Below are 13,801 nucleotides of genomic sequence, written 5' to 3' on the forward strand. Positions count from 1 at the left end.
CTACCTTCGCCTGCAACCTCGGGCGGCGCGCAACTAAGCCGCTCCGGTCGGGGTTCTTGGGTTTCTAACTGATTCTGCCGGCTTTTGATCCTATCTGCTTCTCCCTGGTTTATTGGGCTATGCCTGCTGGTGGGCGCCGGGTACGCGGCCCTGCTCTACTCGGCCAAAGCGCCCTGGGGCCGCCTTCTGAACTACGCGCTGGCGGCGGTGCGCTTCGTGGTGGTCAGCTTTCTGTGCTTCCTGCTTCTGTCACCCTTCCTGAAATCAACCTCCACCACCACCGAAGCGCCCACCGTGGTGCTGGCCGTGGACGATTCGCAGTCGGTGGGGTTGTTTACGCCGCCGGCGGTGCTCACCCAGGCCACGCAAGGACTGGCGCGGCTGGCTGAGTCGCTGCGCGGCCAGGGCTTCCGGGTGGAAACCCGCACGCTCACGGCCGCGAATCGCCCAGTTCGTCCCGACTCCCTGCGGTTTCAGGGTTCAAGCACCGACCTGGATCGGCTCCTGACGGGCGTGGGCGACGAGTACGAGGGCCGCAACCTGGCCAGCGTGGTGCTGGTGTCGGATGGGCTGGTGAACCAGGGCCGCGCCCCGCAGTTTGCCGACTACCGCTTCCCCATCTACGCCGTGGGTGTGGGCGACACAGTGCCGAAGCGCGACCTGAGCTTGCCTGCTCTTATCTACAACCGGGTGGCTTTCAGCGGCAACCAGTTTCCGATTGAGGCCGAAATCGGGTACGCCGGATACGCGGGCGGCACTACGGCCACGGCGGTGCTGCGCGAAAACGGCCGGGTGTTGCAAACCAAGCGGGTGAGCTTGCCGGCCGGGCAGCGGCGCGTGCGCACCACGTTTCTGCTCACGGCCCCTGCCCCCGGCAAGCGCCGCTACGAAGTGGTGCTGGAGAGGCTGCCCGGCGAGTTTACCTTGCTCAACAACCAGAAAACGGCCGTCCTCGACATTGTGAAGGGCAAGCTGCGAGTGCTGCTGGCCGGCGCCGCCCCCCACCCCGACCTAAAAGCCTTGCGCGCGGCCATTCTGCAAAACAACAACTTCGACCTGACCACCTACCTGCCCGGCATTAGTCCGCTCAAAAGCCAAGACTTCGACGTGGCCATTCTGCACCAGCTGCCGGCCCGGGGCGGCGTGGGGCAGGAAGTGCTGGCCCAGGTGCGGGCCCGGCGCGTGCCCGCCCTCTACGTGCTGGGCGCCCAGTCCGATTTTGGAGCTTATAACAGCCTAGGCACGGGCCTGACCGTGGCGCCCCGGGGCAGCCAAACCGACGCGGTAACGCCCGTGCCTAACCCCGCCTTTTCGCGGTTTGCGTTTGAAGAAGAGGCGTTGCGCCGCTTTGCCGCCTACCCGCCCGCGCCGGTGCCCTTCGGCGAGCTGCGCCTGGGCGGCGGGGCCGAGGCCGCCTTGTGGCAACAGGTGGGCCGAATCAAGACCCAGAAGCCGCTGCTGGTATTCGGCGGCACGCCCCAGCAGCGCCAGGCTACCCTGCTCACCGATGGCAGCTGGCAGTGGCGCTTGCAGGAAGCCGTGGAGCACGACGACCAGCCCCAGGCCTACGACCGGCTCATCATCCGTACCCTGCAACTGCTCACCCAGAACGCCAACAAGAAGCGCCTCGACGTGTACCCCACCCAGGACGCCTTCACCACCCAGGACGATGTGACCTTCGGGGCCGAGACGTACAACGCCATCTTTGAGCGCATCTACGGCCAGCAAATCACCCTTACCCTCACCGACGAGCGGCAGCGCACCCGCACCTTCACCTACACTAACTCCGCCGACGGCGCTCCGCTGCACCTGGGTCCGCTGCCGGCCGGCCTCTACCGCTACGTGGCCCGCGCCACCCTGGGCGGCCAGCCCCAGCAGGACCGCGGCGAGGTGCTGGTGCAGGACCAGCAGCTGGAGGCCCTGCAAAGCCGCGCCGACCACAACCTGCTGCACCAACTGGCCCGCCACAGCGGCCAGCGTCTCTACTTCCCTCAGCAGCTCGACCAGCTGGCCCAGGACATCCGGAAAGCCAATTACAAGCCCGTGCTCTACGAACAGGAAAGCCTGCGGGAGCTGATAAACCTGAAGTGGCTGCTGCCGCTGCTGCTGGCTCTGCTGACCGTGGAGTGGGCCACTCGTAAGTATTCCGGCGGGATATGAAATGTAGCGTAAGCTTCAGCTTAGCTACGCTTTCCCGCGGTTGCGCCGTATGCTGCCTATCCATGTCATTCCGAGCAAAGCGAGGAATCTGAATCGCGGATTACGCGGATTTTTGGACTACGCGGATTTTGGTGACAAAGTAGCCGGCTTACAGTAACGTAACCGAAATCCGCGCCTTCCTAAACTCAGATTCCTCGCGCTGCTCGGAATGACAACACCCCCCAACGTCTCATCCGTGAATCTTCCTATGTTCCGCAGCCTTCTCGCCGCCACTGCCACCCTGCTCCTGCTGTCTGGCTGCCAGAAATCTACCCAGCAGCAAGCCGAAGCGGCCGTACAGGATTTCGTGAGCAACCGGGCCAGCGACCCGAAAAACTACTTTCCCGACCGGTTCCGCTTCCGTCCCTACACCCGGCGCGACTCCCTGCTCTACCTGGCCGACATGGCCCGCATCACCGGCACGGCCGCCCCACCGGCTCCCACCGCTGCCGATTCGGTGCGTATCGGGACGCTGGTGCGCCACACCTACCGCGACGAGACGCGCGACGGGGTTGGCATCAAGGACAGTGGTGAGTATGTGGTGCGCCTTAACGGCGAGGTGCGGGAGCTGATGGCCGAACGGGTGCGAAAGAGCCGTTTGCCCAAGTAGCACGAGCATCCCGAAGCTGTGCTCCGGCCCCAGAGCGAATTACACGTGAGTCGTTCTGACAGGGCAAAGCGTAGCTTCGGGGTACTCGCGCTGTAATCTCACGTTCTGCACTCTCACGGCCCAAGCTAAAGCTTAGGCCACATTTTCGCCCTATGCGCTACATCCTGCTCAATAAGCCCTACGAAGTTCTGACCCAGTTCACCGACGAAACCGGCCGGCAGACGCTCAAGGACTTCGTGGATGTGCCGAACATCTACCCCGTTGGCCGCCTCGACTACGACTCCGAAGGGCTGGTACTGCTCACCGACGACAAGCAGCTCCAGCACCGCTTGTCGGAGCCGCGCTTCAAGGTACCCAAAACTTACTGGGTGCAGGTGGAAGGCGTGCCCACGCCCGAGGTCCTGGAACAGCTGCGCCGGGGCGTGGACCTGAAAACCGGCTTCACTAGTCCGGCCGAGGTGGAGCTGCTGCCCGAAGCCCCGGCTTTGTGGGAACGAAGCAAGCCGGTGCGCTTCCGGGCTACTATCCCCACCTCGTGGGTGCAGATTCGGATTTCGCAGGGCATGAACCGGCAGGTGCGCAAGATGACGGCCGCCGTGGGCTTCCCTACCCTGCGCCTGGTGCGCGTGGGCATTGCCAATTTGCGCGTGGAAGGCCTGGAACCAGGCCAGTGGCGGGAGCTAACCCCAGCCGAAGTACAAGCTCTGCGTGACGACATGGCCGCCCAGACCGCCGCGGCCGGCACCTTCAAGCCGGCCAGCAAATCGGCGGAGTTTTGGCCCGGTGGCGTGCGGCCCGGTACCAAACCGACTGCCCCCAAAGCCACTGATCCGGCGGGCAAGGCTCCCGCTACCGGTAAAGCCATCCGCTCCACCGGCGACCCATCCCGCGCCAAGGGCAAGCCCGCCCACAACTCCAACCGCGGCAGCACCGGCCGCAAGTCCGGCTCCGACCGCCACCCCAGCGGCGGCCGTAACGGTGGGCGACGGTAGCAGTTCAGGGTAGTGCCGCGGCTTTGAGCCGTGTCAGCGTACCCAAGCCAGGTTCTACAGACACAATAGTGTAGGCGAATAAGAGGTGAAACCCATCTACAAACGACTGGCCCTCCTGCTCGGGCTGCTGCTCGTGGCTGTCAACACAGTGGCGTTTCTGCACGCTTGGCGCTTCACCCATTTTTCCGCGGAGGCCACTGCCCGTACGGGCCGCCCCGAGCAGCTCACGCTGCCGCAGAAGCTGTGGGTGCTGCTCACGGGCGTCACCATTCCCAAGCCCCGCAACCACGCCGCTCCCGGCTTTCCGTACGCCACCGTGCACCTGCCGAGCCCTAACGGCCGGCTGGAGGCCTGGTACGGCCCGGTGCCGCACCCGCGGGGCACGGTGGCGTTGTTTCACGGCTACACCAGCTCCAAAAGCAAGCTGCTGACCGAAGCCAACTACTTCCGCCGCCTCGGTTACGCCGTGCTGCTCACCGATTTTGCCGGCAACGGCGGCTCCCAGGGCTCGGCGTGCACCGTCGGCCACCACGAAGCCGCCGACGTAGCCACGGTGGTGCGCTGGCTCCAGCGGCGTCCGGGACCAGTCATCGTGTACGCCAACTCCATGGGTGCCGTAGCCACGCTGCGAGCCGAGGCTGAACTGGGCGTGCGGCCCGCGGCCAACATCCTCGAATGCCCCTACGGCTCCATGCTCCAGACGGCCCAGAGCCGCTTCCGGTCTATGCGCGTGCCCCCGTTTCCGCTGGCCAACCTGCTGGTATTTTGGGGCGGACTACAGCACGGCTTCTGGGCCTCCGACTTGGATGCCACCCGCTACGCCGCCCGCATCACCACACCTACCTTACTGCTGTGGGGCGCCGCCGACCCGCGCGTAACCCGCTCCGAAACCGATGCCATCTACGCCGCCCTGCGTGGCCCCAAGTGGCGCCAGGATTTCCCACGCTCCGGCCACGAGCCGTACTGGTGGAAGCACAACGTGTTGTGGAAGCAGACAGTGGCCCAGTGGTGCGACGAGTTGCCGCCGGCTTCGTCGTACCTATATCGATGAACAAGCCGGCGCCAAACCGAGCCACGTTAGCTGTACGACGAAGCCGGCGGCAACTCGTCGCACCCCGTCTGTTTTGGCCGGTTCTGCCCCACTGGCAGCATATCCCCGGTTGCGGGATTCCGTAAAAGTCAGACCGTCGGAGAAAAAGCGCGTGCTGTATTCAAAAATGACAATCTGTCACGAAAAACGGCCTTTGCAGGGGCTGGTACGGCGCTTGTAACTCCCCCGGCGTGTGCGACCCGCACGCATCCCAACCAGATACCTCAACTCCTTAAACGATAACCATTCCAATGGGAAAGATAATTGGTATTGACCTTGGCACCACCAACTCGTGCGTGGCCGTGATGGAAGGCAACGAGCCGGTGGTGATTCCGAACAGCGAAGGCCGCCGCACTACCCCTTCTATCGTGGCGTTCCTCGACAACGGTAAAGGCGAGCGGAAAGTCGGTGACCCGGCCAAACGGCAAGCCATTACCAACCCGAAGAATACGATTCAGTCGATTAAGCGCTTCATGGGCCGCCGCTTCGACGAAGTAACTGAGGAAACCAAGCACGTATCCTACGAGTTGGTGCGCGGCTCCAACAGCACGGTGGCCGTGCAAATCGGTGACCGGCAGTATACGCCCCAGGAGATTTCGGCCATGGTGCTGCAAAAGATGAAGCAGACCGCCGAAGACTACCTCGGCCAGCCCGTAACCGAAGCCGTTATTACGGTACCGGCATACTTCAACGACGCCCAGCGCCAGGCTACCAAAGAAGCTGGCGCCATTGCTGGCCTCGACGTGAAGCGCATCATCAACGAGCCCACGGCCGCTGCCCTGGCCTACGGCCTCGACAAAAAGCATAAAGACCAAAAGATTGCCGTGTACGACCTCGGCGGTGGTACCTTCGACATCTCCATCCTCGAGCTGGGTGATGGCGTGTTTGAGGTGCTGAGCACCAACGGTGACACCCACCTTGGCGGCGACGACTTCGACCAGGTTATCATCAACTTCCTGGCCGACCAGTTTGCTTCCGAAAACGAAGGCCTCGACCTGCGCAAAGACGCCATGGCCTTGCAGCGCCTGAAGGAAGCCGCTGAGAAGGCCAAGATTGAGCTGTCCAGCTCCAACGAAACCGAAATCAACCTGCCCTACATCACGGCTACGGCCTCGGGCCCCAAGCACTTGGTGGTGAAGCTAAGCCGGGCTAAGTTCGAGCAGCTGGCCGACAATCTTGTGCGCCGCTCGATGGAGCCCTGCCGCAAGGCCCTGCAAGACGCCGGTCTATCGGCCTCCGACATCGACGAGGTAATCCTCGTGGGTGGCTCGACGCGCATTCCGCGCATTCAGGAAGAGGTAGAGAAGTTCTTCGGTAAGAAGCCCAGCAAGGGTGTGAACCCCGACGAGGTGGTAGCCGTGGGCGCCGCCATCCAGGGTGGCGTGCTGACGGGTGAGGTGAAAGACGTGCTCCTGCTCGACGTAACCCCGCTGAGCCTGGGTATCGAAACGATGGGCGGCGTGATGACCAAGCTCATCGAGTCGAACACCACCATTCCCACCAAGAAGTCCGAGACTTTCTCGACGGCTTCCGACAACCAGCCCAGTGTAGAGATTCACGTGTTGCAGGGCGAGCGTCCGTTGGCGTCGCAGAACCGCACCATCGGCCGCTTCCACCTCGACGCCATTCCGCCGGCACCCCGTGGCGTACCGCAGATTGAAGTGACCTTCGACATCGACGCTAACGGTATTCTGCACGTGACGGCCAAAGACAAAGGCACCGGCAAAGAGCAGAAAATCCGCATCGAAGCCAGCAGCGGCCTCTCCGACGCCGACATTGAGCGGATGCGCCAGGAAGCCCAGGCCAACGCCGAAGCCGACAAGGTGGAAAAGGAGCGCATTGAGAAGGTAAACCAGGCCGACTCGATGATCTTCCAGACTGAGAAGCAGCTGAAAGAGTATGGCGACAAGCTGAGCGCCGGCAACAAAACCGCCGTGGAAAATGCCCTGGCCGACCTCAAGAAGGCCCACGAAAGCAAAGACCTTGGCGCCATCGACTCGGCCATGACTGCCATCAACGCCGCGTGGCAGGCAGCCTCCACGGAGATGTACAACGCCACCCAAGGCGCCGGCCAGCCCGGCGCCGACGGAGCCGGCAACCCCTTCGGCGGTGGCCAGCCCAACGGCAATGGCCAGCAAACCCAAAGCGCCGACAACGTAACCGACGTGGACTACGAAGAAGTAGGCAAGTAAATCACGGATTACCGCTGATTTTAGCAGATTTTGCTGATGTCAGCTTTCAGATAATGAAAGGCCCGGAGCAGGTTGCTCCGGGCCTTTTTGTGCTTGTTGGGCATGGTTGGCTAGGGAAAATCAGGTGGCTTCAGGCTTGAAGCGCGCGTATACTTTCCACTCATCAGTACCCCGTTACGGATCAAGCGCGACAGTAACTTACTGATAACTAGATCGTAATATAGAAAGCAGTTATACTTTTAACCTTCCAACCTGCGCACCTCATGGAAACTTCTTATACCGACGCCAACCGAGTTACCACTACCACTACGGCGACGACGGCGGCCACGCCAGCCGTCATGCCCGCGCTCCGACGGATTTCCTGGGGCGCCGTTTTTGCGGGGGCTGTGCTGGCCCTCGTGCTGCAACTGGCGTTGAGCTTGCTGGGCCTGGGCATTGGTTTGGGCACCATTGACCCCTTGGAAGAGCAAAACCCCATGGCCGGCATTGGCATTGGGGCAGCTATCTGGTGGGTGGTGAGCATGCTGATTTCGCTTTACATCGGCGGCTCGGTGGCGGGCCGCCTGGCCGGGATGCCGCGCCGCACCGACGGGCTGCTTCACGGCCTGCTCACTTGGTCGCTGGTGACGCTGCTTACGTTTTACTTGCTGAGCACGGCCGTGGGCCGCATCATTGGGGGCGTAAGTGGCGTGGCTGGCCGGGCCCTGGGCGCTGCCGGCCGCGGCATAGCCGCCGTAGCTCCCGAAGCTGCCGACGCCGTTAAAAGCGAGCTGCAAGAGCGCGGCATCGACCTGAATGACCTGAAGCGCGAAGCCCGCACGATTTTGCGCCAAACTGGCAAGGCTGAGTTGCAGCCCGAAAACCTGGAGCGCCAGGCCCAGGCTGCCGGCAACGCTGCCAAGTCGGAGGCGCAGCAATCAGCAGTTAATCCACAGGCTGCCGACGACAACTTCGACGATGTAATCGACCAGCTGTTCAGCCGCGGTGAAAACGTGGTAAACGCCGCTGACCGCGACGCCGCGGTAAACGTGGTGATGCAGCGCACCGGCAAGAGCCGCGCCGAGGCGGAGCAGATTGTTTCAAACTGGCAGCAAACGTACGAGCAGGCCCGCGTAAAGTGGCAGCAAACCAAGCAGCAGGTTTCGGCCCAGGCCCGCCAAACGGGTGATGCCGCAGCCGAAGGCTTGTCGAAAGCCGCTCTGCTGGCTGCGCTGGGCTTAGGCCTCGGGGCTGCCGCCGCGGCCTTCGGGGGCCGGCAGGCCGTCCCGCACGATGCAGCCGTACCAGCTGTCGGCACTGTGGCCTAAGGGTCTTCGCTTTACTTGCCCTCATCACCCACAAAAAACGCCCTGCCTTCGGTAGGGCGTTTTTCGTGGGTGATGAGGGCTGGGCTATGGCTTACCGGCTAGGGGGTGTACTCCGCCGCTAGTACCTTCGTGCGGTATGGCGCATTTTCTGGTTATCGGGGCAGGCATTGGCGGGCTCACTACTGCGTTGGCGTTGCGGCAAGCTGGGCATGAGGCAGCCGTGTACGAGGCGGCCCCCAAGCTGCGCGAAATGGGCGCCGGCCTGGTACTGGGGGCCAATACCATGCAGGCCTTGCAGCGCTTGGGATTGGCCGAAGCCGTAGCCAGCCTGGGTGAGCCGCTACACGGCCTTACCATTTTCGACGAAGCCGGCCGCGTGCTGCTCGACGTGAATGCGGCGCCCTTCGCGGCCCGGCAGTTTGGCCAGCTTACCAACATTGCCCTCCGCCACGCTGCGCTCCAGCACTTTCTGCTGCGGCAGCTGCGGGCCGGTACGGTACACACCGGCAAGCAGTTCACCCACTTCACCCTCGACCCGGCCGGCGTTACGGCCCACTTCGCCGATGGCAGCACGGCCACGGCTGATGCCCTGGTAGCCGCCGACGGCCTTCACTCGCGGGTGCGCCGTCAGCTGCTGCCGGAAGCCCGGCCCCGCTACGCCGGCTACACCTGCTGGCGCGCCGTAGTGGATGCCTCTGGCCTGAACCTGCCCCGCACGGGCCGCTTCCAGGAAACCTGGGGCCGCGCCGGGCGCTTCGGCTACGTGCCCGTGGGCGAGGGGCTGGTGTACTGGTTTGGCACGCTCAACTCGCCCCAGCCTCAGCAACCGGACCTGGCCTGCTACACCACCGCCGACCTGCGCCGGCTTTTTGCCGGCTACCACGCGCCCGTGGCCGACCTGCTCCACCTCACGCCCGAGGCCCGGCTGCTGTGGCACGACATCGTGGATTTGCCGCCGCTGCGGCGCTACGCCCACGGCCGCGTGCTCCTGCTCGGTGACGCGGCCCACGCCACTACCCCCAACCTGGGCCAGGGCGCCGGCCAGGCCGTAGAGGACGCCGTAGTGCTGGGCCAGTGCGTGACGAATGGCGCCGCCCCAGAGGCAGCATTCCGGGAGTTTGAGCGGCGCCGCCGGCACCGCACCCACCGCATCGTCAGCCGCTCGTGGCGGGTGGGGCAAGTGGCGCAGTGGCAGCACCCGGCCCTGATAGCAGCCCGCAATGCCCTGCTGCGCCTCACGCCCCGCTTCGTCACCGACTGGCAAACGCAGTTTATCTACCGCACGCGCTTTTAGGGTGAAACGTTTGTTTATGAGTGGGCATTTGACTGCTTATACTGCGCTGCAAATTTCTCCTCTATCTTCTCTATGGCAGACTTCCTTATTATCGGGGGTGGTATTGGCGGATTGGCTACGGCGCGGGCCTTGCTGAGCCAGGGCCACACGGTGCAGGTGCACGAAGCCGCGCCGGAGCTGCGCGAGGTAGGCGCGGGCGTGGTGCTGGGTGCCAATGCCATGCGGGCCTTGCACGCGCTGGGCCTCCACGACGCCGTGCGCCCCCACGGCACGCCCGTTACCCGCCTCGACCTGCGCGACCAGCAAGGCCGCCTGCTGCAGTCGGCCGATACCACCCCATTTACCCGGCGCCTGGGCTTCGACAACCTGGGTATTCACCGGGCCGCTTTGCAACGGGCGCTGTTGAGCAGCTTGCCGGCGGGCACTGTGCGGCTGGGCTCCGCGCTGGAACAGTTCACGGAGTCGGCGCGGGAGGTTACGGCTACCTTCGCCGATGGCAGCACGGCCAGGGCCGATGCCCTGATTGGAGCCGATGGCATTCGCTCGCGGGTACGCCGCCAGCTGCTGCCGGAGGCCCAGCCGCGCTACGCTGGCTACACCTGCTGGCGCGCCGTGGTGGAGGCGCAGCACTTGCACTTGCCGGCCGGTGAATCGTGCGAGACGTGGGGCCAGCGGGGCCGGCGCTTCGGCTACGTGCCCGTGGGCCAGGGGCTGGTGTACTGGTTTGCCTGCCTCAACAGCCCGGAGCCCCGCCACCCGCGCTTCCGCGACTTCCGCCTCACCGACGTGCAGGCCGCTTTCGCCGACTTCCACGCCCCCGTGCCTGCGCTGCTGGCCCTGACCCGGCCCGAGCAGCTACTCTGGAACGACATTCTCGACCTGCCGCCCCTCTCCCACCTCGCCTACGGCCGCGTGCTGCTGCTCGGCGACGCCGGCCACGCCACTACCCCCAACCTGGGCCAGGGCGCCGGCATGGCCGTGGAGGACGCCGCCACGCTGGCCCGCTGCCTGGCCGAAGCTGCCGACCTGGCAACTGCCTTTAGCCGCTTCGAGCAGCGCCGCCTGCCCCGCACTACGCGCGTGGTGCGCACGTCCTGGCAAGTGGGCAACATAGGACAGCTGGAAAACCCCTTGCTAGTGCAGCTACGCAATGCCGCCATGCGCCTGCTGCCCGCCGCCGTCAGCCGCCAGCAAATGGCGTGGCTGTATGAGGTGAATGAGTAAGCGTCCTGGCGCCAGGACGCTTACGCTTTCTTACGTGGTTAGCTCCTTTTTCTTGCCGGGGCCGGCAAGTTCTTCCAACTCCTCGTCGTCTTCCTCCTCAAAGCCTTCCCGAATCTTCTCGTTGGCTTCCTGATGGTCTTCGGCATCGGCTTGCTCGGCGTTTTCCTCCTGCTCGGCTTTGTCCTGGGGCTCGTAGCTGAGCTTGATGTAAATGGGGAAATGGTCGGAGCCGACGTAGGGCAGGCGCGCCATGTCATCGACCTTGAAGTGCGCCGACACGAACACGTGGTCGAGAGGCCAGCGCAGAAGCTGATAGTCGGCGTGGAAGGTGGGCAGCAGGCCGCGGCCCACGCGCGGGTCGAGCAGGCCGCTTACCCGCCGAAACAGCTCGGAGGTATGGGACCAAGCCACGTCGTTCATGTCGCCGAACACGATGGTGGGCTCGTCGTTGCGGTTGATTTCCTTGCCCACTAGCAGCAGCTCGGCGTCGCGCTTGGTGCTGGTTTTGGATTCCTGCGGGGCCGGGGGCTTGGGGTGCAGGCCGTAGAGCCGCACCCAGGTACGGCCGTCGGGCAGCTGCACGTGCGTGTGCAGGCTGGGCACGTCATCATCGAGCAGGTACTTTACCTCGCAGTTGCGCAGGGGCAGGCGCGAGAAGAACAGCAGGCCGTAGGTGTTGTCGAGGGGCTCGTGGCACACGTGCGGGTGGGTGGCTTCCAGCGGTTTCAGCTGCTCATACCACCACGCATCGGTTTCCACGGCCATAATCACGTCGGGGTCAGCCTCACGCAGGGCAGCCAGGGCCCGGGCGCCCTGCTTGTTGAACTGGAGCACGTTCATGACGGCTAGGCTCAGGTGGCGGCGCTTGTCCGGCGCGGCGCTGTCGCCTACCTGCTTGCCCACCAGGCGCGTGTAGGGCAAAATGCGGAGCAGCTGGTACACGACGGCGGCCCCCAGGAGCAGCAACAGCCCCAAACCGGCGTAACCCGGCCGCTGGTGCCAGCCCAGGGCCAGGCCGCCCGCTCCGGTCAGCAGCAGCACTCCTACAATTTGCAGGCGCGGGAAGTCAAACACCCGAATCCACCAGGCCGTGGCGCGCCACAGCGGCAGCAACGTGGCAACCAGCGCCGCCAGCGCCAGTCCCAGCGTCAGGCCCTGGGCTAGCAGCAACCAAAAAGGGAGAGAGTCGAAGTCGGGCAACTAGGTAAAATGTGGGAAATGTGAGGGATAAGCTTGACTGCGGGAAAAGTTGGGATGTGGCGGGCGTACTCAATAATTAGGCCCAATTGACATGCTACGCCTCAAAGCTTGAGAGGCAGCAAATTTTCACATTTTCCACATTCATCCTCATTTTCACATTCGCCTCTAGTCATCATTCAGGCCGCCTTTGCGCAGCTCGTCGATGGTGCGCATCACCTTGTCTTTGAGCGAGGTGCGGTACTTTTCCAGCACATCCTGCAAGCGGGCGTTGCCGAGGGCCAGCATCTGGGTGGCCAGCACGGCGGCGTTGGCGGCGCCGTCGAGGGCTACGGTGGCTACGGGCACCCCGGCCGGCATTTGCAGCATGGACAGGATGGAGTCGAGGCCGTGGATGGAAGTGGCGGCGTTGATGGGCACTCCGATGACGGGCAAAGTGGTGAAGGCCGCTACCATACCGGGCAAATGGGCCGCTCCGCCCCCGCCGGCAATGATAACGCGCAGGCCGCGCTTACGGGCCGTTTCAGCGTACTCCACCAAGCGGTGTGGGGTGCGGTGCGCCGACACCAGGGTGATTTCGTAGGGCACCTGGAACTGGCGCAGCAGCTCGGCGGCGTTTTCCATGATTTTCAGGTCCGACTGGGAACCCATGATAATGCCCACCAGGGGCGTGTCGGCCGCGGCGTCGGGGCCGGAAGAAGGGGGAAGGGTAGTCATGCAACAGGTGAAAACAGGCAGCCAGAACGGCACCGGCCGCGCCCCGCTTCTACGCGGCAGCCCGACAGTGGTTGGCGCTTAAACATAGCACTTTTCCGGTTTGAAGCCCGGCAAAGGCTCGTACCTTTGGCCGCCCGTTTCTGCTGCGCCGCTTATGGAAATCTTGCTTGCCACGTTTACCACGCTGTTTTCGGTGGTGAATCCCTTTAGCGCCATGCCCGTGTTTCTGACGCTAACCGAGGACGACAGCCCGGCCACGCGCGCCAACATCGGCCTGAAAGCCTGCGTGTACATGGTGGGGGTGCTGGCGGTGTCGTTTTTCGCCGGGCAGTACGTGCTCAACTTCTTCGGCATCAACATCCACCACCTGCGCATTGCAGGCGGCATCCTGCTCATGCGCTCGTCCTTCGACCTGCTCACGCCCGGCGGCAACCGCACCAAGGTATCAGACGCAACCCTGGACGAAAGCCGCCACAAAGACGATATCAGCTTCACGCCCCTGGCCATGCCCATGCTGTCGGGGCCGGGCTCCATGGCCGTGTGCATCGGCCTGTTCACCGAAAAGCTGACCTACCTGGATATGGCCCTGATTTTCCTGGGCTTTGTGCTGGTAGCTCTGGCGGCCTATATCATCCTGATGTCCTCGCTCCGGCTGACGCGCTTTCTGGGCCGGCCGGGGATGGCCGCCTTGGCCCGCATCATGGGCTTTATTACGCTGGCCATTGGGGTAAATTTCCTGGCTACGGCCATTAAGGCCCTGTTTCAGGAGTAAGCAGGTAGGGCCCCAGCCCAGCCCAGCCCAGCAGGAGAGGCTCTAGCTCTAGTCGCCTCACCCCCAACCCCCTCTCCGGAGAAGGAGAGGGGACTCTAGCTCTAGAACTAGTTTTTTAGAAAGCTAGAGCCCCTTCCTACCGGGGAGGGGTTGGGGTGGGGTTGCGTTGCGTACCTTTGCGGCTCCATTCAGCGGCTTCGCATCTGT

11 protein-coding genes are annotated in these 13,801 nt (G+C 63.9%); 9 read left to right on the forward strand and 2 right to left on the reverse strand.

Annotated elements, in window-relative coordinates:
* The first annotated feature begins 84 nt into the window (after positions 1-84).
* The 8 genes from OIS53_RS09230 to OIS53_RS09265 all read left to right on the forward strand — a co-directional run bounded on the left by OIS53_RS09230 (position 85) and on the right by OIS53_RS09265 (position 10,908).
* Positions 85-2,160 carry a VWA domain-containing protein gene (locus tag OIS53_RS09230; protein WP_264682111.1) on the forward strand — a complete coding sequence of 692 codons (2,076 nt, stop codon included), beginning with the start codon at positions 85-87 and terminating at the stop codon, positions 2,158-2,160.
* Between the two features lie 247 nt (positions 2,161-2,407).
* Positions 2,408-2,809, forward strand: a complete 402-nt coding sequence (locus OIS53_RS09235; protein ID WP_264682112.1) for a hypothetical protein — start codon at positions 2,408-2,410, stop codon at positions 2,807-2,809.
* Between the two features lie 152 nt (positions 2,810-2,961).
* Positions 2,962-3,801, forward strand: coding sequence for a pseudouridine synthase (locus OIS53_RS09240; protein WP_264682113.1), 840 nt, complete (start codon positions 2,962-2,964; stop codon positions 3,799-3,801).
* Positions 3,802-3,886: 85 nt separating this feature from the next.
* Complete coding sequence (locus tag OIS53_RS09245; protein WP_264682114.1) at positions 3,887-4,852, forward strand: alpha/beta hydrolase; 966 nt, start codon at positions 3,887-3,889, stop codon at positions 4,850-4,852.
* 290 nt (positions 4,853-5,142) lie between these two features.
* Positions 5,143-7,083: a molecular chaperone DnaK gene (gene dnaK, locus OIS53_RS09250; protein WP_264682115.1), complete on the forward strand. Its 1,941-nt coding sequence runs from the start codon at positions 5,143-5,145 to the stop codon at positions 7,081-7,083.
* Between the two features lie 263 nt (positions 7,084-7,346).
* The gene (locus OIS53_RS09255; RefSeq protein ID WP_264682116.1) at positions 7,347-8,390 is read left to right on the forward strand and encodes a phage holin family protein; all 1,044 of its coding nucleotides are present in this window, start codon (positions 7,347-7,349) and stop codon (positions 8,388-8,390) included.
* Positions 8,391-8,526: 136 nt separating this feature from the next.
* Positions 8,527-9,684: an FAD-dependent monooxygenase gene (locus OIS53_RS09260; protein ID WP_264682117.1), complete on the forward strand. Its 1,158-nt coding sequence runs from the start codon at positions 8,527-8,529 to the stop codon at positions 9,682-9,684.
* A gap of 72 nt (positions 9,685-9,756) precedes the next feature.
* Complete coding sequence (locus OIS53_RS09265; protein WP_264682118.1) at positions 9,757-10,908, forward strand: FAD-dependent monooxygenase; 1,152 nt, start codon at positions 9,757-9,759, stop codon at positions 10,906-10,908.
* A gap of 30 nt (positions 10,909-10,938) precedes the next feature.
* Here OIS53_RS09265 and OIS53_RS09270 read toward each other — a convergent pair whose 3' ends face one another.
* A complete protein-coding gene (locus OIS53_RS09270; protein WP_264682119.1) occupies positions 10,939-12,108 on the reverse strand; it encodes an endonuclease/exonuclease/phosphatase family protein in 1,170 nt (389 codons plus the stop codon).
* A 165-nt stretch (positions 12,109-12,273) separates the two neighbouring features.
* On the reverse strand, positions 12,274-12,822 hold the full coding sequence (gene purE, locus OIS53_RS09275; RefSeq protein WP_264682120.1) for a 5-(carboxyamino)imidazole ribonucleotide mutase: 549 nt from the start codon (positions 12,820-12,822) through the stop codon (positions 12,274-12,276).
* 154 nt (positions 12,823-12,976) lie between these two features.
* Here purE and OIS53_RS09280 point away from each other — a divergent pair, with 154 nt between their 5' ends.
* Positions 12,977-13,594, forward strand: a complete 618-nt coding sequence (locus tag OIS53_RS09280) for a MarC family protein (RefSeq protein WP_264682121.1) — start codon at positions 12,977-12,979, stop codon at positions 13,592-13,594.
* The last annotated feature ends 207 nt before the right edge of the window (positions 13,595-13,801 follow it).

Source organism: Hymenobacter sp. YIM 151500-1 (assembly GCF_025979885.1).
Lineage (GTDB): Bacteria > Bacteroidota > Bacteroidia > Cytophagales > Hymenobacteraceae > Hymenobacter.